This window comes from Erythrobacter sp. F6033 (genome assembly GCF_023016005.1).
GTDB lineage: Bacteria > Pseudomonadota > Alphaproteobacteria > Sphingomonadales > Sphingomonadaceae > Erythrobacter.
The window spans coordinates 1,537,634-1,559,963 of record NZ_JALKAZ010000001.1 but is presented as its reverse complement, the minus strand read 5'-3'; the positions used below and the strand labels follow the sequence as shown (position 1 = coordinate 1,559,963).

Genomic DNA, 22,330 nt, shown 5'->3' with positions numbered 1-22,330 from the left:
ACGGAAATCCACCTTGACAGCCGCTGACATCAATGTAAGTTGCATTTGGTGAACTTATATTTCTCATGAGGTTTAAACGCCACGATGTCGACACTTGATCTCCCCCTCGTTGCAAATGACAGAGACAGGTCGGGCTTTCGTCCGCTCAAAGCGCTTCATCATTTTCGCAATCTGATCGCTAATAAAGAAGACACCAAAGAGGTGTTCTTCATTATTGATGCGTTGAAGGGGAAGGCTGTCCAAAAACAAGCCGAGGCATTCGTGCAATCAAAAACGGCTCGTCGGTTCATCCAAAACGAAGACAATCTTGCCATTGCCGACATGCTCGACGATCATGATCGCTGGGCCGATTGTGGGCCGAATACGGTTGCACAGCATTACATCCGCTTCATGAAACGCGAGCAGCTGACCGCAAACGGGCTTGTCGACGAAAGCTATGACTGGCGTCCGCGCGATGAGCGCCCGGCTGATCAAGTTGAGTGGTATTTCAACCGGTTGCGCGACACACATGATCTGTTTCATGTGCTCACCACCTATGGCCGGGATGCCTTGGGGGAGGCCGCTCTGCTCGGCTTTTCCTATGAGCAGAACCACAATCTTGGTGTGAAATTCATTGCCTATGCTGCGGCTCGCCAAATCAAGAAAGTTACAGGCACTTCAGCACCGCTCTACGCAGCAATTAAGGAAGGTCGCGCGCTGGGCAAAGCCGCTGACAAACTGGCTCACATGGACGTGGATGCCGTGATGCGCGACGATATCGAAGCTGTCCGTGCCCGGCTGAAAATCGGAGAGCCTGTGGTTTATCGCGAGTGTCTACGTATTTTGGACAGCGAGGGGCACAGCGCCAATGATGTCAACTTGTCTCAGTCAGAAGCGCAGCCATGCTGCGATGGCGGCGCTCAAGCGGCTTGAGAACTGATCGGCAAAGTTCTTGCAAGATTCCAGCGCAGCGCCGCAAATGCCAAGACCAGAATGATCACTGAAAGCAGGAATGGCGCTCCTGGGAAAAATATCCCCGTGTCATCGGCATAGATCCCGAACAGTTTGGTCATAACGACAGGGCCAACAATGCTGGTCAGGCTGACCATGGATGCGATGGCACCTTGTAACTCCCCTTGCGCATCTTCCGAAATGCGTTCTGACATCAGCTGTTGCATGGCCGGGAAGGTGAGCCCCGCGAAGCTGCCAAGCACAATGCCCAACACCATGGCCCAGCTGCCGGGCGCGAAAGCGAACAGCGCATAGGCTGGTATGGCGAATACGAAGCCCAAGACGCACGTTATCTTTGGACCAAATTTGGTAATCGACATGCCTGTCAGAGCGCCTTGCACAATGGCCAATAACAATCCGTACAAGGCGACGCTCAGTCCGATCTCGAGCAAATCCCATTCAAATTTCAGAATGTTGTAATAGGCCCAAACCGAAAAGGTCGACTGTGATGCAAGCTGCATAAGAAAAATGACGCCAAGGAATGACAGCACAACCGGCGTCTTTGCCATCTGGATGATCGTACCAAACGGATTGGCGCGCGACATTGTAAAGCGGCGACGCTTATCCTTTGGCAGCGTCTCGCGGAGAATAAAGTATCCTAGGATTGAGCCGACGATGCACAGGACGGCTGACGCGACAAATGGCAACCGGTCTCCGTAATTCCCCAGCAGTCCTCCAACCGCCGGCCCGATGACAAAGCCGCTTGCACCGGCACCTCCTAGAATGCCGAAATATTTGCCGCGCTCTTCCGGCGTGGCAAGATCGGCGACACAGCTGTTAGCCGCTGCCCAGCTTGCGCCCATTACACCAGATAGGATTCGGCCAACAAACAGCCACCACAGGTCTGGCGCCAGCGCCATGATGATATAATCGATGCCGAGAAGGAACAGCGTGACCAGCAATATTGGCCGGCGGCCATAGCGATCAGACAGGCCTCCCATGATCGGGGCGAACAGGAACTGCATCACGGCGTATGCAAAAAGCAGCCACCCGCCGATTTCCGCCGTGCGATCAACGCTTTCACCGGTGAGGCTTTCGAGCAGCGTTGGCATGACCGGGATGATTAGCCCTATGCCCACCATGTCTACGAACACGATGAAGGCGACGAAACCCAAGGTCGCATTCTTGCCAGACGAGGTCGCTTTGCTGCTCACATCAGCATGTTTGCATCAGGCAATCGCCATAATCCACTGCCAAATGCCACAGCGCTCCAATTGCAAAAGCGCGTGCCCACCAGCGCGGGATTAACAGCATTAACGCATAGGCGAGGGCAGCTTCCCATCCATGAAGCAAATGGAAGCCGATGGAGCAGCGGTCTGGATCGAAGATCGGATCGGCAAGCAGATGATCGAGATCGATCAGGTTTGCAGACGCAACCACAGCTCCGCTCAGCAACCAGTTGTTACGCCAAATGATAGCAGCGATCAGAAACGGCGCGAGCCAGTGTCCGCCGTAATGGAGAATAGGCTGGAGCAGATCCACGCGCGGTGCGTTTAGCTGCCCATCCACTCTTCAAAAAAGCTACGATGTGCGCTGCGCAAATCGTCGAGCGATTGACCAAGCAGACTATCGCCGCCAACCGTGCCAACACGCTGGAAGCCGATTTGAGCGGTTTCGCTATCGCGAGTGCCTTTCGCGAGAGCTGTGTTGAGCGCCTCCACGTCTGGCACCGTCACAACGTAACGTCCCTGATCTTCGCCGAACCACCATTGCGCGGCGGTGTAGTCGGCGCTTGCCTCGACTTCGGCGCCCATTCCGCCCGCCATTGCCATCTCGGCAAGACCGACAGCGAGACCGCCATCTGAAAGGTCGTGGACCGCGTTGACCAGACCATCCGCGATAAGTTCGTGAATGATCGCGCCAGCATTGCGCTCGACCACAAGATCAGTCGGCGGAGTGCGCCCTTCATCGCGGCCCTTGATCTCTTTGAGCCAAAGCGATTTGCCAAGATGCGAACGGGTTGGATCGGGCGTGGCCCAGAATTCCGGCCCAACAATGTAGATCGCATCGCCTGCCTGCTTGAAGGCCATCGTCATCATCTGGCTTGCGTCTTCGATAATGCCGACGCCGCCAATTGCGGGGGTTGGCAGAATGGCTGATCCGCCGCCTGTAGCTTTACTCTCATTGTAGAGCGACACATTGCCCGATACGATCGGGAAATCGAGTGTGCGGCAGGCTTCGCCCATGCCTTCGAGTGCATGGACGAATTGTGCCATGATTTCGGGTCGCTGAGGGTTCGCGAAGTTCAGGCAGTTGGTCACTGCGAGCGGCTTCGCGCCTACAGCGCAGAGGTTGCGGTACGCTTCGGCAATGGCTTGCTTTCCGCCTTCATATGGATCGGCGTGAACATAACGCGGTGTGCAATCGGTGCTGATTGCGAGCGCTTTGTTGGTGCCATGGACACGGACAACACCGGCATCTCCGCCGGTTTGCAGCGTGTCACCCATCACCTGGCTGTCATATTGTTCCGAAATCCAGCGGCGCGAGGCGAGGTTTGGCGTCGCGAGCAGCGCAAGCAAGTCGGCTCCCGGATCGTCGCTGTCCGGCACATCCTGCATTGGCGTGATTTCGGCCCACTTGGTGTATTCCTCTTTGGAGAGGTAGGGGCGGTCATATTCCGGCGCATCGGCTGCGAGTGGGCCGAGCGGAATGTCGCACACAACTTCACCGCCAAATTCCAGAACCATATGCCGAGTATCGGTAACTTCGCCGATTACGGCGAAATCGAGCTCCCACTTTTCAAAGATCGCCGCGGCCATCTCTTCTTTGCCGGGCTTGAGCACCATGAGCATCCGCTCTTGGCTCTCGCTCAACATCATTTCGTAAGGGGTCATGCCTTCTTCGCGGCACGGGACCTTGTCCATATCGAGCCGGATGCCAGCCTTACCGTTGGTCGCCATTTCGACGCTGGAGGACGTGAGGCCAGCAGCGCCCATATCCTGAATCGCGACGATCGCGTCGGTTGCCATCAATTCAAGGCATGCCTCAATCAGCAGCTTTTCCGTGAACGGGTCGCCCACTTGCACTGTAGGACGCTTGGCTTCCGCGTCCTCTTCAAAGTCTGCGCTGGCCATGGTGGCGCCGTGGATCCCGTCACGACCAGTTTTCGAGCCGACATAGACGATCGGATTGCCCACGCCTGTCGCAGCGGAATAGAAGATCTTGTCCGCGTCAGCCACACCAACAGTCATTGCATTGACCAAGATGTTGCCATCATAGGCCGGGTGGAAGTTTGTCTCGCCGCACACTGTCGGTACGCCAACGCAGTTGCCGTATCCGCCAATGCCCGCAACCACGCCCTGGACAAGGTGTTTCATCTTTTGATGGTCAGGGCGGCCGAACCGAAGCGCATTAGCGTTTGCGACCGGACGCGCGCCCATGGTGAATACGTCGCGCAGAATACCGCCAACGCCCGTCGCTGCGCCTTGATACGGTTCAATGTAAGACGGGTGGTTGTGGCTCTCCATCTTGAAGATTGCCGCCTGACCATCACCGATATCGATGATACCCGCATTCTCACCCGGACCGCAAATCACCCAGGGTGCTTCCGTTGGAAGCTTCTTCAAATGAAGTCGGGATGATTTGTAAGAGCAGTGCTCTGACCACATCACCGAAAAAATGCCGAGCTCTACCAGATTGGGCTCTCGGCCCAGTCCGGCGAGGACGCGTTCGTATTCTTTGGGTGAGAGGCCGTGCTGCTCGACGATTTCAGGTGTGATCTGACTCATGCAGAGCCACTTAGATCACACGCTCGGCGCAGCCAAGCCACCTCTGCGCACGAAATAGCGGTTCTCCCCGACCCACGCAGCGATTCCGGTGAGAACTGCAAATGCAAACAGCGATTGAATGTAGAGGAACGGTCCGGCTTCGCTCGGTGCAGGCCCGAACCAGTTGATCGCTTGAAACACTAGAAGAACTGTCAGCAGAATAAGAGGCGGGCCGATCGGTCCGCGCGAGCGGCGCATATAAAAAATGAACGCAGCAAGCGTGATGGCCAGCTCAAGTGGAATGGCAATTGCCGGATAGTTCCATAGGCCAAGTCCGTAGGTCGCCTCGCCGCCAGCCATCGTAAGGTCCGGGCGATGCGTCACCCAATCCAGTACCCAGTGGGACATGACGACCAATCCCGCCAATAAGCCTCCAACCGCGTTCCTGCTCCAGAGCATAACGATCAGCGCAAAGGCGACAGCCCAGATTCCCGTGCCCGCCAAACTGTGGGTGTAGGGCATATGATAGAAATCGAGCGGCACCATCGTTGTTGCGCTTGGGTCGACCTGCATTTTCTCGACGCCCGCCAAGGCCAGTCCAAAGAATCCCCAATCGACCAGCTGGGCAGCAAGAAACGTCGTCGCCAGCTTTGGTGCGCGCGGTCCAAGCGCGGCTGCGACGAGCGCAGGAGCAAAGTGCCCGATAAACATGTAATCTTTCCCCTGTGGCGCCCCGTTGCGCTTACTTGGTAAACCGAAGTGTGACGAATGTCGCCACTGCGCTTGTCACCCCCGTAGCAAACCCGCCCCAGATGATGTCCAGAACCGTTACTTTGGTTGCCCACACTTTGAATACAGCTTGGCTGGTTAAATCAAACGTCGCGTAACACAGCGCCCCGAGCAAAACACCGTTGAGCAGCGCAACCGATACTTTGCCGCTTTGCAAGCCCGGGCGGATCGCGAACCAGAGCATGCCGGCAAGATATGCGAAATAGAACACCGCGGCGGCACCGACGTTGAAACTTTCGGCCATGATTTCGCCGATCAATGGCCGATAGAGATTGGGGCCAGCCCAATTGAGCCACATCGCATCGAGCGAGCCGAAAACCAAAGCAGAGCAAACATAGGCGATAACATATTTCGACATTTGCAATTCCCAGATGGCAGGGCCGGATTTCAAGGCGGATTCCACTGTACGTCTCTAGGGAGCCTTGACCGTGCCGTTTGTCGCGGTCAATGCTCCGAAGCATGGATGAGGGAAATGGTTCCGCAGAACATGCGGCAAATATCGAACAAATGAGCTTTGAGCAGGCATTGACCGCGCTCGAAAGCATTGTGCAGCAATTGGAGCGCGGTGATGTTCCGCTCGACGAATCGATCTCGCTCTACGAGCGCGGCGAGCAATTGCGCGGTGCATGCCAAAAGCGGCTCGATGCAGCCCAAGCTAGGATCGAAAAGATCGTGACGGGCGCAGATGGCAAACCAAGCGGAACAACACCGCTTGATGGAGCAAGCTGAGATGTCGCTAACGGAAGTTGGTGTTGATGTTCTTGGTGACGGTCTGAAACGGGTCCAAGACGAAATTGATTCAGTATTTGATGCCTTTCTTCCGGTGCCTGATGACACTCGCGCACGATTGGTCGAAGCCATGCGTTACGCAGCTATAGGCGGTGGAAAGCGTGTCAGGCCGCTCTTACTTGTTAGTACAGCAGAATTGTTTGGAGTTGATCGCACGGCCGCTTTGAGAGCGGGCGCGGCTGTCGAGGCTATCCACGTGTATTCGCTGATCCATGATGATCTACCCTGTATGGACGATGACGACCTGCGCCATGGCAAGGCCACGCTTCACAAAGCGTTCGATGAGGCGACCGCCGTTTTGGCCGGGGATTCGCTTCACGCCCTTGCTTTCGAGATTCTTGCGGATACCGGAACAAGTACTGATCCGTTTGTTCGCAGCGAATTGATCGCCACTCTCGGCACTGCGAGCGGTATGAACGGAATGGCTGGCGGTCAGATAATGGATATGGTCGCCGATCAGGATGGTGTTGAATACGATTTGCACTCGATCACCAAGCTACAGCAGTTGAAGACAGGCGCGTTGCTGGCCGCTTCTGTAGAAATGGGGGCTATCCTTGGAAAAGTCCCGCCGGAAGGCCGTGCGCATCTGCGTGCCTATTCGCGCGACATTGGCCTTGCATTTCAGATTGCGGACGACTTGCTTGATGTGAGCGGAGACGAGGCAAAAGCCGGCAAAGCGCTACGTAAGGATGAAGAGCAGGGCAAACAAACCTTCGTCACGCTGATGGGGGTGGATCAGGCTCGCGATCAAGCGTTGGCTTTGGTCGATCAAGCCGTTTCGCATCTCGGTTCGTATGGTGAAGAAGCCGATCTGTTGCGGGCGCTTGCCCGCTTCATCGCCGAGCGCGATCGGTGAAGCGCCTCGCATTGGCAAGCTTGCCGCTTGCCGCTGTTCTGACAGCTTGCGGTGAACAGCCCTCAGTCCCCTTTAACCCGCTATCATGCGATCAAGACGCGGACGGGCAAATCGCATGCGTAGTGGCTGCATTCAGCGTGACTGAATGCGGAGATATGGGCATTGGTGGATCGATGTTTCGCCGAAGTGAAGAGGATGGAACTTTCGATCACCGGTCATCTTTCGTGGCGAATGGGAAATGCATCGAAGATCTTCGATCGCGCGCGGAAAATCGGGGATTCACAGAACGTGAAAATGGGCAATTGGTCTTTGAAGCGGAGAATGGCTACCGTGAGCGCCTAATCATCGGCGATGCTGATGCTCTGCAAATAGGCGCCTTCGCGTGGGAGAGGATACAGGAATGACACAGCGCATCGGAATTTACCCCGGGACGTTTGATCCAATCACATTGGGCCATGCCGACATCATTCGGCGCGGTTCCAAGTTGGTCGACAAGCTGATTATTGGCGTGACGACCAACCCATCGAAAAACCCGATGTTCACCACTGAAGAACGCTTTGCGATGGTTGAAAGAGAAGTAAAAAGCCTTGGCCTGACGAATGTCGAGGTCGTTGGGTTTAACGCTTTGCTGGTTAAATTTGCGCAGCAACAGGGAGCTAGTGTCATCATTCGCGGCCTGCGCGCTGTCGCCGATTTCGAATACGAATATCAGATGGCTGGCATGAATCAGCAGCTCGATGACAATATCGAGACCGTTTTCCTCATGGCGGATGTCTCGTTGCAGCCTATTGCTAGCAAACTGGTGAAGGAAATCGCGCTCTATGGGGGCGATATCGCACCATTCGTCAGCGAACCTGTGCGGGGGGAAGTGAATGCGCGCGTCGAGGAAATCGGGCGCAAAGGCGATTTCTGAAATTCAAATCGGGCGTGGGGAACTCAGCTGCAGCGGACACTCATTCATTGAAGTGTCAGGCGCGCACCGTTACAGCCCCGGATAACAGAACAATTTCATGAAGATTATGATGATCAAGAAAACTCTAGGCGCGCTGGCCGCACTTTCGCTGTTCGCTGCTCCCACCGCTGCGTTTGCGCAGGATGATGAAGAAGTTGTGGCAGCGCCACGCACTTTCTCTCCAATCATTTATGATGCGACGGTCAATCCAGAAAATGTCTGGGTGTTGGACCTGTCTAACGGCGAACGTGTGAAAGTTCGTCTTATGCCTGAATGGGCACCCAACCATGTTGAGCGGATCAAAACTCTCACTTCGCAGGGTTTTTACGACGGCGTGATTTTTCACCGCGTGATCGATGGCTTCATGGCGCAGGGCGGTGATCCAACAGGCACCGGTCAGGGCGGCAGTGAGCTTCCTGATTTGAAGGCAGAATTCAATCCGATGCCTCACGTCCGAGGTTCGCTTGCTATGGCGCGCGCGACAGAGGACGACAGTGCGAACAGCCAGTTTTTTATCGTGTTCTATCCGCGTTTCAATCTTGATAAGCGCTATACGAACTTTGGCCGTGTGATCGAGAATATGGGTGGGGTCGATAACATCAACAAAGGCGAGCCGCCGCGCGATCCAACTCGTATCCTGCAAGCTTCGCTAGCGAGCGACAATAAAGCCCCTCCGGTTCTTCCATCCGCTCCGGCAACGGCTGACACCGAATTCACGGCGGATATGCTGAGTGCGCCAATCCAACAGTAAGGCTTTCCCTCGTGGATAAGCCCGGCTAGGCGCACGCCGATGCGTGTAGATCTTTTCGATTTCGAACTCCCTCAGGAACGGATCGCTTTGCGCCCCGTGCGACCGCGCGATGCGGCGCGCATGCTGCTGGTACGCGGTAATGAGCCGTTTGCAGACAGAGGCGTCCGTGATCTTCCTGACCTCTTGAATCCCGGCGATGTGCTGGTTTTCAACGATACCCGTGTCATTCCAGCGCAGCTCGAAGGACGGCGGGCGAACGGTGAGGCGAAGATTGGCGCGACTTTGCACAAACGCATCGATCTGCGCCGTTGGCAGGCGTTCGTCCGCAACGCCAAACGGGTGAAGATCGGCGATCAATTGATCTTTGGCGGCGGCGTTTCAGCCATCGCCGAAGAACGCCACACAGATGGCAGCATCACTCTGATGTTCGAAGGTGACGAGCCAGTCGAGGTCTTGTTGGATCGCGCGGGAACGATGCCGTTGCCACCCTACATCGCGCAAAAGCGCGGCGTAGATGAGCAAGACCTTTCTGATTACCAGACAATGTTCGCAAAAGAGGACGGTGCCGTTGCCGCGCCAACCGCCTCTTTGCATTTCACACCGGATTTGATCGCCGCAATTGATGCGCGCGGCATCGGACGCGAAACCTTGACGTTGCATGTCGGGGCGGGGACGTTCCTTCCCGTGAAAGCTGATGACACCGATGACCACGCCATGCATTCCGAATTCGGGCGTATCGATGCAGAAACCGCCGACCGGTTGAACGCGGTGCGGGCTGCCGGTGGTCGCATTATTGCTGTCGGCACCACGGCATTGCGTTTGTTGGAGAGCGCAGCCTTGCCAAACCGCACAATTCAGCCATTTGCAGGCGATACCGACATTTTCATCACGCCCGGTTATACCTTCAATGGCGTGGACGGTTTAATGACCAATTTTCACCTTCCTAAATCGACATTGATGATGCTTGTCAGCGCATTGATGGGGCGCGATCGAATGATGTCTGCGTACCAGCATGCAATCGCGCAGGAATATCGCTTTTATTCCTATGGTGACTCATCGCTCTTGCTTCCCTAATCGGGTTGCATGTCAGAACCGATCCTCTCCATTTCCAACCTATCAAAGGTTTACAAGGGCGGCGTGAAAGCGCTCGACGACGTAAATCTCGACATTCGCCAGGGCGAGATATTCGCGCTGCTCGGCCCGAATGGAGCGGGCAAGACGACATTGATCGGTGCTGTGTGCGGTCTGGTTCGGCCCAGTGCCGGGACGATAACGGCATTCGGACATGATTTGGCGAAAGACTGGCGTTCGGCGAGGGCACGGATTGGCTTGGTTCCACAAGAGCTTAGCACCGATATGTTCGAGACGGTCTATCGCGCGGTTTCGTATTCGCGAGGACTTTTCGGGCATGCGCCAGACAAAGGCCGCATTGAGGAAATCCTCCGCAGCCTCACACTTTGGGAAAAGAAAGACAGCCAGATTCGCGAACTGTCCGGCGGGATGAAACGCCGGGTCCTGATCGCGAAAGCTTTGGCACATGAGCCCGAATTGCTGTTCCTTGATGAACCGACTGCCGGTGTTGATGTGGAACTCCGCAAAGACATGTGGGCTCAGATCGGAGCGCTGCGGGAGCGAGGCACCACTATTATTCTTACCACGCATTACATTGAAGAGGCCGAGGAAATGGCTGACCGGGTGGGCATCATCCGCAAAGGCAATATCCTGATGGTGGATGATAAGGATGCGATGATGCAGCGCATGGGACGGACAGAAGCGGTTATCGCTCTCGCTGAACCTCTTACCGACCTGCCAGCCTCTATCGCGGCGTTTCCCGTTGAACTGCGCGAAGGAGGCACGGAGCTGTGCTATCGCGGCGGCGATGGTGCGGGCGGTGGACGTGAGGATGTTGCCAAACTGACCAAGGCGCTGATCGCTGAAGGCATCGATTATCGCGGGATCGACATTCACGACAGTTCGCTCGAAGATATCTTTGTCGGCCTTGTCTCTGAGCAGGAGGCCGCGTGATGGGTTTTAACTACCGCGGCGCTTGGTCGATTTATCAGCGCGAACTGATGCGCGCTTTTAGGACTGCCTTTCAATCACTGTTGGCGCCAGTGCTCACAACGTCGCTGTATTTCATCGTTTTTGGCTCGGCCATCGGCAGCCGGATGGAGCCGATTGGCGGGATCGAATACGCGGCATTTATCATCCCGGGTTTGCTGATGCTGACACTGCTTGGTGAAACGACCAGTAATTCAAGCTTCGGCATCTATATGCCGCGCTTCACCGGTACAATTTATGAGTTGCTTTCTGCTCCTGTCGGGGTGGCAGAAACGTTGATCGGCTTTGTCGGAGCAGCAGCAACGAAGAGCCTGATACTCGCTGCGATCATCCTCAGCACGGCAACACTCTTCGTGGAGTACGAGATCAAATATCCGCTTCTCGCGATTGGCTATATTATGTTGGTCGCAGCAAGTTTTTCACTGTTTGGGTTTATTCTCGGAATCTGGGCGGATAGTTTTGAAAAGCTTGGAATTATTCCGGTTCTGATCCTGACCCCACTAACGTTTTTGGGAGGGACATTTTATTCTCTCGACATGCTGCCGGAGCCTTGGGACAAGATAGCATTGGCCAACCCGATTGCATTCTTGGTTAGCGGCCTAAGATGGACATTTTACGGTACATCGGACGTATCGATTGGCATCTCTCTCGGCCTGACGCTGGGCTTCCTTGCGCTCTGCACCGCGGTGATTGCTTACATTTTCAAAACCGGTTGGCGGCTTCGCGAGTAACTCAATGTCGACCCGATTTTCCTTTGATCTGAAGGCCACTGATGGCCGCGCGCGTACCGGCACAATCACCATGCTGCGCGGCGAGATCCAAACGCCAGCCTTTATGCCCGTCGGCACTGCGGCGACGGTGAAGGCGATGAAGCCGGAAGCTGTGCGCGCACTGGGCGCCGACATTATCCTTGGCAATACCTACCACCTGATGCTCCGCCCCGGAGCAGAGCGGGTTGCGAAACTTGGTGGGTTGCACAAGTTCATGAACTGGGATCGTCCGATCCTGACCGATAGCGGCGGTTATCAGGTCATGAGCCTGTCCGACCTCAACACGCTTACCGAGGAGGGCGTTGAATTTCGCAGCCACCTTGATGGTTCGAAGCACATGCTTACCCCCGAGCGCTCCATGGAAATTCAGCGCCTATTGGGCAGCGATATTGTGATGGCATTTGACGAATGTCCGCGCGCTGACCGTCCCCGCGATGAGATCGCTGAGAGCATGGAGATGTCCATGCGTTGGGCGCGGCGCAGCCGAGAGGGTTTCGACAGCGGCGAAGAGCACGCCGCACGCTCCGCATTGTTCGGCATTCAGCAGGGTTCGCTTGATCAGGACTTGCGTCAGATCAGCGCAGAAAAGCTCACTGACATCGGCTTTGATGGATACGCGGTTGGCGGATTGGCTGTTGGCGAGGGGCAAGAGGCGATGTTCGGCGTGCTGGATTACGCGCCGGAGATGCTTCCAAAAGACAGGCCGCGTTATCTTATGGGTGTCGGCAAGCCTGACGATCTAGTCGGAGCAGTTGAACGCGGTATCGATATGTTCGATTGCGTGCTTCCGACCCGATCCGGCCGCAACGGACAGGCATTCACCTGGAATGGCCCTGTGAACCTGCGCAATGCCAAGTTTAAGGAAGACACCGCTCCGCTTGATGAACGGTGTGCATGTCCAACCTGCGCCAACTACTCGCGTGCCTATCTCCATCATCTGCAGAAGTCGGGCGAGATACTCGGCGCAATGCTGGTGACAGAGCACAATCTCGCATTTTATCAGGCCTTGATGCGGGCGATGCGCGATGCCATTGCAGCGCAACAATTCTCAGCCTTTGCCGCCGATTTCAGGCGCGATTACCTTGGAAATTCGTGAAGTATGCCGAAACTGCCTGAAGATTGCGCAAACATGCTTGATGTGCGTGCCGGGGTTGATGCGACAGACCGCGAACTGGTCGCGTTACTAGATCGCCGGTTCGGCTACATGCGCGCCGCCGCTCGTATCAAGCCGACGCGCGATGCAGTGCGCGATGAAGAGCGCAAAGCCAGCGTTATCAATGCTGCGGTGAAAGAGGCGGAGGCCGCTGGTATTCCGGGCGATGTTATCGCCGACATTTGGGAACGCCTCGTTGAAGGCTCAATCGCGTATGAATTCAACGAATGGGATCGGATCAGGGACTAACGGCTAAGAAATCGTTCGAGCTGCGGTTCTTTTTTGTTCGGCTCGGCTTGCCTGATAGTAAGCGCCAATTTCTCGACCTTGCCCGACCATTTGGCCGCGTGTTTCTCGGCGCCGCCAAACTTAACCTGCCCAAGCGGCAGAATGCGTACGGGCTTGAAACCGCAAAACCCCAAAACTTGCTTCTTCCATCGCTGCACAATCGCATTTCCGTGGGCGAGCCGGTGGAACCACGGCGGAGTGTCCATTGTGATGATGGCATCTGCCGACCGTCCCACCATGTTCTTATCCCACCAGGTATCATTCTCGTGATAAGTGAACATGAAACCCGGTAGAACGAGGCGATCGAGTAGGCCCTTTAACATTGCAGGTTCGGCACCCCACCACATCGGGAATGCAAAGACAACATGATCACAAGCATCAAGGCGCTCTGCCATCATCAAAATATCGGGTTCCCAGTCCGTGCGTTTGCGATAGCCGTGTTTGAGGTTTGGCGAATAATTGAGGTCGCGCAATGCAACGCGGGTAACGGTGCAACTGCTCGGCAATGCGTTTTCATAGCAGTCGAGTAGGTGCGTCACATAGCGCCCCTCATCGGGATGCCCATCTATCAACAGCACGTTCATTGTCTGGTCTCCGTCTTATCCCGCAGTTGACTGCATCACAGAGGAACAAATGAAAAGGGCGGCCCAAACGGACCGCCCTTTTTCGTATTCGCTGTTTACCTGATTAGCGCGAGTAGAACTCGACAACCAGGTTCGGTTCCATTGTGACCGGGTAGGGCACTTCATCTAGCTTCGGTACGCGGGTGAAAGCGACCTTGTCGTTGCCTTCTGGAACAACATAGTCAGGGATTTCACGCTCTGGCAGGCTTTGTGCTTCGATCACGAGAGCCATTTCCTTGGCTTTGCTGCCTAGGCTGATGACATCACCCAGATCGCAGCGACGCGATGGGATGTTACACTTAACACCGTTCACATAGATGTGACCGTGGTTGACGATTTGACGCGCTGCGAAGATCGTTGGCGCGAATTTGGCGCGGTATACAATCATGTCCAGACGGCGCTCGAGCAGACCAATCAGGTTCTGACCGGTGTCGCCCTTCATGCGGGTGGCGTCTTTATAAGTAGAGCGGAACTGCTTCTCGGTTACGTCGCCGTAATAGCCTTTCAGCTTCTGCTTGGCGCGCAGCTGAAGACCGAAGTCGCTCATCTTGCTCTTACGACGCTGACCGTGCTGGCCAGGACCGTAGGAACGCTTGTTCACCGGAGAATTTGGACGGCCCCAGATGTTTTCACCCATCCGGCGGTCGAGTTTGTACTTGGCGCTTTTGCGCTTCGACATAAGTCTTTCCTTCAATTTTGCAGGATCGCCCCATTGGCGACCGTTTAACCCGGCATCGCACCGCAAGACCAAATGTGTCCTGCGCGGCCACCGCTTCACCGGGGTGCGGAGCCAATTGCGAGCGCGCCCATTAGCACGAATGGGCTACCCGTCAAGTTTTGTGTGAGGCAGGTTCCGTCTGAAACCTGCACAAAGATCAGCGGCGCTGATTAAACTCGCGCCATTCGTCTTTGGTTTTGCAGACTTTGGTTGCGCGGCGGCTGCTCATATCTGTTTTGATGCGGCGGCAGATGCGCTTCTCTTCCTTCGCAGTTGGTTCAGCAGCAGGAACTGCTTCGCCTTTCTCTTCTGGTTCAGCAGCTGCTGGTGCTTCTTTGCTTTTGGGCTCAACCTCGGGCTGGGCGGCAATCGCAGGAATTGCGACAAACAAAACGAGAGGCGCGGCAACGCGTGACAGGGTCAATTTCATTAATGATCTCACGGGGATTGGCTTTGGAGGGAATCGAAAGCTATCGCGTGAAATGGGATCTGTCCACGCCTAGATTGAGCGTATCAGTCAAAGCAATTTATCAATTATTTCAAACCTAAACTTGAAACATTAGAATGGTGTCGGGGTTGCGAGCACATCATAGTGTTTTCCGCGCCCATATATTCGCGAATGCTCGAAACCTGCATTGTCCAACAGAGCGTTGACGGCGGCTCTATTCGTCCAACGATCGTCGTGTTCGTAGAAAATGCCCATAATGCGCTTTGACTGATGGGATTGGAGCAATTGTCGGATCACAGTCTCCTCATGGCCCTCGACATCAATCTTCACGAAGATCGGCAAATCGTCGGGCACATGCGCTGCAAGCGCATCCATAGTCTGCAGTTTGACGGTCGTCTGAGTGTGCTCGCCGCTTAACTCCATGCCGTGCTTACCCAATGTCGCAAGGCCGCTATGCCCTTTGCTCAGGGTAATGGGAAACTCACCAGCTTGGTCAGATAGACCGAAGTTCAATGCCGCAGCGCGGTTTTCTAATCCGTTCTCTGCTAGGTTTGCGACCAAACGCTCATATGTGGAGCCCACAGGTTCGAGCGAGATGATTTTCTCACACTCAGGATTCTGCCCCGCGATTAGGGAGAATAGACCTTGGTTGGCACCGATATCGACGAAGCAGAATGGCTGATCCACCGCTCCGATAAGATCGGCGAGATAGCTTCCATAAGTCCCGTAATGGCAATAGGCGTAAGTCTTGTCGCCCCAGTTGGACCACATTTTTACACCGTAAGTGGTTCTTACAGGCCTGGACTTTCCGCCGCCGATTGTGCGCCGGACGTGGCGCATTGTTCGCGCGCGGACGACACGTAAGTGCCGCCACAAAAGAAAGTCGCGGGCCATGCGGTTCGGGTCATGTTCAGGCCACGCAGACCGAAAGCTGCTGGCGGGCTCTAGGCGGTTCATAGCTGATCCACGGCGCTAATCACGCCGGCCCCGCCCAAGAGTGGTCAGTATGCCCCGCAGTGTCCGCACTTCGAGGTGGTTCCAGCCAGGTTTGGTCAAGACACTGCGTAGCGTGCGGTGCGTGGCATCGGCGCGTGCTTCAGGCAAGAAATAGCCGCGTGGTTCCAATAACCCTTCGAGATGGTCAATCAGGCCATCGAGTTCGGCTTGTGGAGCCGGCGGAAGCAATTCTTTCTCGGCGGTTGGTTGAACCAGATTGTCCTTTTCGCCAGATTCCCGCTCAATCCGCGACCATTCGTAGGCTGTCAGGATGACTGCCTGCGCGAGATTCAGCGATCCGAACTCCGGATTGATCGGGACCGTCAGAATATGCCGCGCCAACGCCACGTCTTCTGTTGCCAGGCCTGACGCTTCGCGGCCGAACAGGATTGCATGCCGCCCGGGTTCGGAATGCATCAACTTTGCCGCGCCATCGGGACCAACAACGGGTTTGGTCACGCCGCGTTTGCGCACCGTGGTGGCGTACACATGCTCGCAATCGGCGACAGCTTCGGCAGTCGTATCGTAGACTTTAGCCTGATCAAGAACGACATCAGCACCAGCCGCTGAGGGGCCAGCCGAGGGATTTGGCCAGCCATCGCGCGGGTTCACAATACGCATTTCGGTCAGTCCGAAGTTCAGCATTGCGCGCGCAGCTTTGCCGATATTCTCACCCAACTGTGGGCGAACGAGAACGATGATTGGAGCGGGCACTCCGGTCAGTCCTTCGCCGCTTCCTGAACGGTGCTGGCGAACTCTTCAAAGTCGCGTGCTTCCGAAAAGTCGCGGTAGACGCTGGCGAAACGGATATAGGCGACGCTGTCGATCTGCTTCAGTCCATTCATGACCATCTCGCCGATTCTGGCGGATGCGATCTCTGCTTCACCAGCGGTTTCGACCTGCCTTTGGATACCGGAAATAAGCTGATCAATCCGCTCTTGCGTCACATTGCGTTTGCGGCAAGCGAGCGAGACAGAATGTTCGAGTTTTGACCGATCAAAGTTTTCGCGGCGATCGCCTGATTTGACGATCGTAACTTCCCGCAATTGAACACGCTCAAAGGTCGTGAACCGCGCGCCGCACGATGAGCATTGCCGGCGCCTTCTGATGGACGTCGAATCTTCGGTAGGGCGCGAATCCTTTACCTGAGTGTCGTCAAAAGCGCAGAATGGGCAACGCATAAACTGTCAGTCTTACGCGTTTGGATAGACTGGGAATGCGCTGCACAATTCGGCCACCCGACTGCGTACGCTTTCTTCCACCTGCGCATCACCTTCGGCGCCATTCTTGGCAAGACCATCGACAACCTCAGCGATCAGTTTGCCGATTGTCCGGAATTCAGCAGGACCAAATCCGCGCGTTGTACCAGCCGGTGTGCCCAAGCGGATGCCGCTGGTTACGAACGGTGAGCGTGTATCGAACGGGATGCCGTTCTTGTTACAGGTCAACCAAGCGCGATCGAGGCCCTTCTCGGCGTCTTTGCCCGTCACATCCTTCGCAGTGAGATCGACCAGCATCGAGTGGTTGTCAGTGCCACCCGAAACAATTCGGAGGCCGTTCTCTTCCAGGCTCGCTGCAAGAGCGCGCGCATTCTCGACCACACGGTGAGAATAGCTTTTGAACTCAGGCGTAAGAGCTTCGCGGAACGCCACAGCTTTCGCCGCGACAACGTGCATCAGCGGTCCGCCCTGAAGGCCCGGGAACACAGCCATGTTGAGCGGCTTTGTGAACTTCTCGTCATTCCAAAGAATGATTCCCGAACGTGGGCCGCGAAGGCTTTTGTGCGTGGTGGAGGTGACGATATCGCAATGCGGGAAAGGTGAAGGATGCGCACCGCCAGCGACGAGGCCTGAAATGTGGCTCATGTCGCACAGCAAGATTGCGCCAACTTCGTCGGCGATTGCGCGGAATGCCGCAAAATCCCAAGTCCGCGAATAGGCAGTGCCGCCACAGATGATCAGCTTTGGCTTGTGCTCGCGTGCAGTTGCGGCAACCGCATCCATATCGATCAACTCGTCGCCCTCGCGGACGCCGTAGCTGACAGGATTGAACCATTTGCCGCTCATATTGACCGGCGAGCCGTGGGTAAGGTGGCCGCCCGAATTTAGATCGAGGCCCATAAACGTATCGCCTGGCTGCAAAAGCGCGAGGAACACGGCCTGATTCATCTGGCTGCCGCTGTTCGGCTGAACATTGGCGAAGTTGCAGCCGAACAGCTCTTTTGCACGCTCGATTGCCAGCGTTTCGACGACATCGGCATAGTCGCAGCCACCGTAATAGCGCTTACCCGGATAGCCCTCGGCATATTTGTTGGTGAAGACGCTGCCTGTCGCTTCAAGGACAGCTTTGGAAGCAATGTTCTCGCTTGCGATCAGTTCGATTTTGTCCTGCTGACGCGCCAGTTCCTTGCCGATCGCAGCGGCGATTTCCGGATCTGCCTTCGCAAGATCATCGTTCCAAAATGAATCCATGGAGTTCAGTACTTCGGAGGGCTGTGTGCTCATTGATGCGTCTCGATGTGATCGGGAGAAATTGGTGGATTGCCAAGCTTTGCAACGCGGCGCTGATGTCGCCCTGATGGATCGCCTTCATCGGCAAATTCGGTGTCTAGGAAAGTTGCCACGCAGCTCTTCGCCATTTCGATGCCAGTCAGTCTTGCGCCCAAGGCAATGCAGTTCGCATTGTTGTGTTCGCGCGCCAAGGCAGCGGATAATGGCTCTGATACGAGCGCACAGCGGGCGCCGGGATGGCGGTTCACACTGATCGAGATGCCGATACCGCTGCCGCAAAGGGCGATACCGCGTTCAACGGTCCCGTCGGCAACAACACTTGCTAACTTGTATCCGTAATCAGGATAATCGACGCTTTCACCCGCTTCGGGGCCAAGGTCGGCGACTTCGTGTCCAACATCCATCAACCATTCGGCAAGTTCAGCCTTTAGGTCGGTCGCGGCGTGATCTGAGGCAATGGCAATACGCATGCGGGCCATATAGTGGCACAATGCGTAACACTCCACCCCGCGAAGGCGGCTTTTCTACCGTCTGATTCCCGTAAAACCTTCAGGTCGTCTCAGCAGGATCGGCCTTGTTTTCCTGATGCGTCTTCAATTGCTGCAGCAATTCGCGCTGAGCCGGAATCATCGAGGCCATGCTTTCATCCATATATGCCTGATTGGCGTCGGCAAAGCTGGCTGACCCGATAACATCAGGCATGCGGTCAAAGAATTGCTTGCCGCTGGGTGTTTGCACAAAGGCAAGGATGTCCCGCAGTTCTTCCTCAGAGAACAAGTCAGCGTATGCCTCTGTCATTCCGCCCATGATTGTCGGGATATGTTTGCGCAGAATATCTTTTGATTCTGCTGAATACTTCGCGATCCAATCGTCGAAGATTTTGACCGCTTCCGGATCGTCCTGCGGCAAAAATCCGCTAAGTGACTGGCGGAGCTGGACAATCGTCTGGTCCATCGTCCCGAAAAACAACTGCTCGCGTGTGTCTTCCGGATATCCCAGATTCACAATTTGCTCTGCGAGGTTCAAAGCAATGGTATTGTTCTCGTCGGGAGATGCGCTTTCGTCTTCCGCTAATTGCACCGTTTCGGAGGCCTCCTGCGCGAGAGCAGGGGCGGTTGGGATCAGTGCAGCCAATGCAATGATGCAGAGCGAGCCAGTTTTGGAGAAAAGCATTGAAAGAGACTGACGCCTAGCAGTTGCATATGCAACTGCAGATCGAGCAATTGCTTCCGATCAGGCCAGTTTTTTCTTAAGCCATTTCCAAAGCGCTTCGATTTCTTTCGCGGCTTTCCCTGATGGTTTGATCTCAGCGGCGGTCTCACCTTTGGCAGAGGAGCGGTGAAACGCCGCGCGGTCGCCTAGCTCTACGGGACAAACGTCCAGCCCCATGTCTTTCGCGGCCTTGCGGGCTTCCGCAGTCAAGACAGTGGCACCCGACGGCACCGCATTGAGCACAACATAGGCAGGCTTTTTCGCGAAGGCGACAAGATCGGCAATCGGTTCAAGCGCGTGGAGATCAAAAGCGCGTGGTTTGGTCGGAATAAGCACGACGTCCGCCGCCTTAATCGCTTCGCGGGCCGCCGCATCTGCGTGTGGAGGCGTATCGACCACAATAAAGTCGACTTTGTTCTTCTTTGCGCTTCCGATGGTACGGCCAAGACGGGCAGGGGGCGCAGTCACCACAACGGGCAGAAAATCACCACGCCAGTCACCCCAAGCAGCGGCGGTGGCCTGAGGATCAGTATCGATCACACAGCTTTCAAACTTCGCCTGCGCTGCGCGCGTGGCGAGGTGGACGGCGAGGGTTGTCTTACCGGAGCCGCCTTTTTGGCTGACGATGGCGACTACCAATGGATTTGCCTTCGTCATTTGGGCGGCTCCAACCGATTACTGATCCAAGAACGACCGCATTTTGCGCGAACGGCTTGGGTGTTTCAGCTTGCGTAGCGCCTTTGCTTCGATCTGACGGATACGTTCGCGGGTAACCGAGAATTGCTGGCCGACTTCCTCAAGCGTGTGATCGGTGTTCATGCCGATGCCGAAACGCATACGCAGAACGCGCTCTTCACGCGGAGTGAGCGAGGCGAGGACGCGTGTAACCGTTTCCTTGAGGTTTGCCTGAATTGCGGCGTCCACAGGGATGATCGCGTTCTTGTCCTCGATGAAATCGCCGAGGTGCGAATCTTCCTCGTCGCCGATTGGCGTTTCGAGAGAGATCGGCTCTTTCGCAATCTTCATAACCTTGCGCACTTTTTCAAGCGGCATAGAAAGACGCGCTGCCATTTCCTCTGGAGTAGGCTCGCGGCCTTCCTCGTGCAGGAATTGGCGTGATGTACGGACCAGTTTGTTGATCGTCTCGATCATATGGACCGGAATACGGATCGTGCGGGCTTGGTCAGCGATCGAGCGGGTAATCGCCTGACGGATCCACCATGTCGCGTAGGTCGAGAATTTGTAACCCCGGCGATACTCGAATTTGTCGACCGCCTTCATCAGGCCGATATTGCCTTCCTGAATAAGATCAAGGAATTGCAGGCCGCGATTGGTGTATTTTTTGGCGATAGAAATCACGAGACGCAGGTTCGCCTCAACCATTTCTTTCTTGGCGATACGCGCTTCGCGCTCGCCTTTTTGCACCATGTTCACAATGCGGCGGAATTCTTCCAGCGCCATGCCGGTTTGCGCGGCGATGTCGGTGATTTCCGCACGGATGCGATCAATTGCGGCTTCTTCCTTCTCTGCGAAGGCAGCCCATTTCTTGTCCTTCTTCGCATTGGCGATGATCCAGCTGTCGTCCAGCTCGTTGCCAACATAGGATTTCAAGAAGTCGATGCGCTTGATCTTGTGACGCTCAGCAAGGCGCAGCATCTGTCCGCCAAGGGCGGTCAGACGGCGATTGAATGCATAGAGGTTGTCGACCAAGAATTCGATCTTGGTCGCATGGAACTGCATGCTTTCCACTTCGGCGGTGAGTTCTTCGCCAAGCTTTTCGTACTTGTTCTCTTTCGCCTTCGGAAATTCGCCGCCAGCCGCGAGTGTTTCCACACGCTCGGCCTGCAATTTCTCAAAGGTTTTGAAGAGTTTTGTGATCCGCGCAAAACGCTCGATAGCGTCCGGCTTAAGCGTAGCTTCCATCTGGGCGAGGGAGAGAGTGTTGTCCTCTTCTTCCTCTTCTTCCTTTTTGGACTCGCCACCTTCGCCTTCTTCAGCGTCGATGTCTTCGGAGTCGGAATCGTCTTCGTCGTCATCACGAATGGTAGGACCGGCGGTCTCTTCCGAAATCTCGCCGTCGTCGTCTTCATTTTCCTCTTCCATCTTGTCAGGCGGCGGCTCTTTGGAAAGCATCGCGTCAAGATCGAGGATTTCGCGCAGTTGCATATCTTCGGCGTTAAGCGCCTCTGACCACTGAATGATCGCATGGAATGTAATCGGGCTCTGACATAGGCCCATGATCATCATATCGCGGCCGGATTCGATCCGCTTCGCAATGGCGATTTCGCCTTCGCGGCTGAGCAGTTCGACGGCGCCCATTTCGCGAAGATACATGCGCACTGGATCGTCGGTACGGCCATCAGCTGTGGCCTTTTTGGCCGGTGCAGCCTTGGTATCTTTCTTGGCATCCTTTTTCTCGGCGCCAACAGCGATCTCTTCGACCTCGTTTTCCTGCTCGGCTTCGGCTTCAGCCTCTTCGTCATTCTCGACGATCTGCACGCCCATTTCCGACAGAGCCGTCTGGATGTCCTCAATCTGGTCCGAATTCATGTCCGTCGGCAACGCTTCGTTCAGCTCATCAAGTGTGATGTAGCCTTTGCGTTTGCCCTTGGTCATGAGCTTCTTCACGGCCGCCTCGTTGAGGTCGATCAGTGGAGCATCTTCATTGTCGGCATTCTTGTTTTTAGCGGTCGAGGCCATGTATCGCTATCAATCCA

At 55.5% G+C, this 22,330-nt stretch carries 27 protein-coding genes; 11 read left to right on the top strand and 16 right to left on the bottom strand.

Going from position 1 to position 22,330, the window contains the following annotated elements:
- The first annotated feature begins 84 nt into the window (after positions 1 to 84).
- Positions 85 to 912 (top strand): Coq4 family protein, encoded by an 828-nt coding sequence (locus MWU39_RS07405; protein ID WP_247159366.1) that lies wholly within the window; start codon positions 85 to 87, stop codon positions 910 to 912.
- On the opposite strand, the gene MWU39_RS07400 is transcribed toward MWU39_RS07405, so the two are convergent.
- Genes MWU39_RS07400 through MWU39_RS07380 form a run of 5 tightly spaced genes read right to left on the bottom strand, consistent with a single transcriptional unit; the run spans position 900 to position 5,844 of the window.
- Positions 900 to 2,144: a TCR/Tet family MFS transporter gene (locus tag MWU39_RS07400; protein WP_247159365.1), complete on the bottom strand. Its 1,245-nt coding sequence runs from the start codon at positions 2,142 to 2,144 to the stop codon at positions 900 to 902. The two genes, MWU39_RS07405 and MWU39_RS07400, sit on opposite strands and share 13 nt — an antisense overlap.
- Position 2,145: 1 nt before the next feature.
- Positions 2,146 to 2,472 (bottom strand): DUF6122 family protein, encoded by a 327-nt coding sequence (locus MWU39_RS07395; protein ID WP_247159364.1) that lies wholly within the window; start codon positions 2,470 to 2,472, stop codon positions 2,146 to 2,148.
- Positions 2,473 to 2,483: 11 nt separating this feature from the next.
- A complete protein-coding gene (purL, locus tag MWU39_RS07390; protein ID WP_247159363.1) occupies positions 2,484 to 4,718 on the bottom strand; it encodes a phosphoribosylformylglycinamidine synthase subunit PurL in 2,235 nt (744 codons plus the stop codon).
- A 15-nt stretch (positions 4,719 to 4,733) separates the two neighbouring features.
- The gene (locus MWU39_RS07385) at positions 4,734 to 5,408 is read right to left on the bottom strand and encodes a hypothetical protein (RefSeq protein WP_247159362.1); all 675 of its coding nucleotides are present in this window, start codon (positions 5,406 to 5,408) and stop codon (positions 4,734 to 4,736) included.
- A gap of 31 nt (positions 5,409 to 5,439) precedes the next feature.
- Complete coding sequence (locus tag MWU39_RS07380) at positions 5,440 to 5,844, bottom strand: DUF2177 family protein (protein WP_247159361.1); 405 nt, start codon at positions 5,842 to 5,844, stop codon at positions 5,440 to 5,442.
- Between the two features lie 101 nt (positions 5,845 to 5,945).
- Here MWU39_RS07380 and MWU39_RS07375 point away from each other — a divergent pair, with 101 nt between their 5' ends.
- The 10 genes from MWU39_RS07375 (at position 5,946) to MWU39_RS07330 (ending at position 13,067) form a co-directional block, all read left to right on the top strand.
- Positions 5,946 to 6,215, top strand: a complete 270-nt coding sequence (locus MWU39_RS07375; protein WP_247159360.1) for an exodeoxyribonuclease VII small subunit — start codon at positions 5,946 to 5,948, stop codon at positions 6,213 to 6,215.
- 1 nt (position 6,216) lies between these two features.
- Positions 6,217 to 7,131: a polyprenyl synthetase family protein gene (locus tag MWU39_RS07370; protein WP_247159359.1), complete on the top strand. Its 915-nt coding sequence runs from the start codon at positions 6,217 to 6,219 to the stop codon at positions 7,129 to 7,131.
- Positions 7,128 to 7,535: a hypothetical protein gene (locus MWU39_RS07365; RefSeq protein WP_247159358.1), complete on the top strand. Its 408-nt coding sequence runs from the start codon at positions 7,128 to 7,130 to the stop codon at positions 7,533 to 7,535. Before MWU39_RS07370 ends, MWU39_RS07365 begins: the two co-directional genes overlap by 4 nt.
- Positions 7,532 to 8,044 carry a pantetheine-phosphate adenylyltransferase gene (gene coaD, locus MWU39_RS07360; RefSeq protein ID WP_247159357.1) on the top strand — a complete coding sequence of 171 codons (513 nt, stop codon included), beginning with the start codon at positions 7,532 to 7,534 and terminating at the stop codon, positions 8,042 to 8,044. The genes MWU39_RS07365 and coaD overlap by 4 nt, the downstream gene beginning before the upstream one ends.
- A 109-nt stretch (positions 8,045 to 8,153) precedes the next feature.
- The gene (locus MWU39_RS07355; protein ID WP_247160336.1) at positions 8,154 to 8,834 is read left to right on the top strand and encodes a peptidylprolyl isomerase; all 681 of its coding nucleotides are present in this window, start codon (positions 8,154 to 8,156) and stop codon (positions 8,832 to 8,834) included.
- Between the two features lie 39 nt (positions 8,835 to 8,873).
- On the top strand, positions 8,874 to 9,908 hold the full coding sequence (gene queA, locus MWU39_RS07350) for a tRNA preQ1(34) S-adenosylmethionine ribosyltransferase-isomerase QueA (protein ID WP_247159356.1): 1,035 nt from the start codon (positions 8,874 to 8,876) through the stop codon (positions 9,906 to 9,908).
- Between the two features lie 9 nt (positions 9,909 to 9,917).
- Positions 9,918 to 10,859, top strand: coding sequence for an ABC transporter ATP-binding protein (locus MWU39_RS07345; RefSeq protein WP_247159355.1), 942 nt, complete (start codon positions 9,918 to 9,920; stop codon positions 10,857 to 10,859).
- Positions 10,859 to 11,626 carry an ABC transporter permease gene (locus MWU39_RS07340; protein ID WP_247160335.1) on the top strand — a complete coding sequence of 256 codons (768 nt, stop codon included), beginning with the start codon at positions 10,859 to 10,861 and terminating at the stop codon, positions 11,624 to 11,626. Before MWU39_RS07345 ends, MWU39_RS07340 begins: the two co-directional genes overlap by 1 nt.
- A 4-nt stretch (positions 11,627 to 11,630) precedes the next feature.
- Positions 11,631 to 12,761, top strand: coding sequence for a tRNA guanosine(34) transglycosylase Tgt (tgt, locus tag MWU39_RS07335; RefSeq protein WP_247159354.1), 1,131 nt, complete (start codon positions 11,631 to 11,633; stop codon positions 12,759 to 12,761).
- Positions 12,762 to 12,764: 3 nt separating this feature from the next.
- Complete coding sequence (locus MWU39_RS07330; RefSeq protein ID WP_247159353.1) at positions 12,765 to 13,067, top strand: chorismate mutase; 303 nt, start codon at positions 12,765 to 12,767, stop codon at positions 13,065 to 13,067.
- On the opposite strand, the gene MWU39_RS07325 is transcribed toward MWU39_RS07330, so the two are convergent.
- The 11 genes from MWU39_RS07325 to rpoD all read right to left on the bottom strand — a co-directional run bounded on the left by MWU39_RS07325 (position 13,064) and on the right by rpoD (position 22,313).
- The gene (locus tag MWU39_RS07325) at positions 13,064 to 13,690 is read right to left on the bottom strand and encodes an NAD(P)H-dependent oxidoreductase (protein WP_247159352.1); all 627 of its coding nucleotides are present in this window, start codon (positions 13,688 to 13,690) and stop codon (positions 13,064 to 13,066) included. The genes MWU39_RS07330 and MWU39_RS07325 overlap by 4 nt on opposite strands.
- A gap of 103 nt (positions 13,691 to 13,793) precedes the next feature.
- On the bottom strand, positions 13,794 to 14,408 hold the full coding sequence (gene rpsD, locus MWU39_RS07320; protein ID WP_218317797.1) for a 30S ribosomal protein S4: 615 nt from the start codon (positions 14,406 to 14,408) through the stop codon (positions 13,794 to 13,796).
- A gap of 196 nt (positions 14,409 to 14,604) precedes the next feature.
- A complete protein-coding gene (locus tag MWU39_RS07315) occupies positions 14,605 to 14,877 on the bottom strand; it encodes a hypothetical protein (RefSeq protein ID WP_247159351.1) in 273 nt (90 codons plus the stop codon).
- A 129-nt stretch (positions 14,878 to 15,006) separates the two neighbouring features.
- Positions 15,007 to 15,789 (bottom strand): FkbM family methyltransferase, encoded by a 783-nt coding sequence (locus MWU39_RS07310; protein ID WP_247159350.1) that lies wholly within the window; start codon positions 15,787 to 15,789, stop codon positions 15,007 to 15,009.
- A 78-nt stretch (positions 15,790 to 15,867) separates the two neighbouring features.
- The gene (locus tag MWU39_RS07305; protein ID WP_247160334.1) at positions 15,868 to 16,614 is read right to left on the bottom strand and encodes an RNA methyltransferase; all 747 of its coding nucleotides are present in this window, start codon (positions 16,612 to 16,614) and stop codon (positions 15,868 to 15,870) included.
- Entirely contained in the window at positions 16,611 to 17,072 is a 462-nt protein-coding gene (nrdR, locus tag MWU39_RS07300) for a transcriptional regulator NrdR (protein WP_247159349.1), read from the bottom strand. The genes MWU39_RS07305 and nrdR overlap by 4 nt, the downstream gene beginning before the upstream one ends.
- Before the next feature lie 12 nt (positions 17,073 to 17,084).
- Entirely contained in the window at positions 17,085 to 18,395 is a 1,311-nt protein-coding gene (gene glyA, locus MWU39_RS07295; RefSeq protein ID WP_281501088.1) for a serine hydroxymethyltransferase, read from the bottom strand.
- Positions 18,392 to 18,871 carry a ribose 5-phosphate isomerase B gene (gene rpiB / locus MWU39_RS07290; RefSeq protein ID WP_247160332.1) on the bottom strand — a complete coding sequence of 160 codons (480 nt, stop codon included), beginning with the start codon at positions 18,869 to 18,871 and terminating at the stop codon, positions 18,392 to 18,394. The genes glyA and rpiB overlap by 4 nt, the downstream gene beginning before the upstream one ends.
- Positions 18,872 to 18,950: 79 nt before the next feature.
- Positions 18,951 to 19,574, bottom strand: a complete 624-nt coding sequence (locus tag MWU39_RS07285) for a DUF2059 domain-containing protein (RefSeq protein ID WP_247159348.1) — start codon at positions 19,572 to 19,574, stop codon at positions 18,951 to 18,953.
- Between the two features lie 60 nt (positions 19,575 to 19,634).
- On the bottom strand, positions 19,635 to 20,270 hold the full coding sequence (gene parA / locus MWU39_RS07280) for a ParA family partition ATPase (protein WP_247159347.1): 636 nt from the start codon (positions 20,268 to 20,270) through the stop codon (positions 19,635 to 19,637).
- 18 nt (positions 20,271 to 20,288) lie between these two features.
- The gene (gene rpoD, locus MWU39_RS07275; protein WP_247159346.1) at positions 20,289 to 22,313 is read right to left on the bottom strand and encodes an RNA polymerase sigma factor RpoD; all 2,025 of its coding nucleotides are present in this window, start codon (positions 22,311 to 22,313) and stop codon (positions 20,289 to 20,291) included.
- Between the last annotated feature and the right edge of the window lie 17 nt (positions 22,314 to 22,330).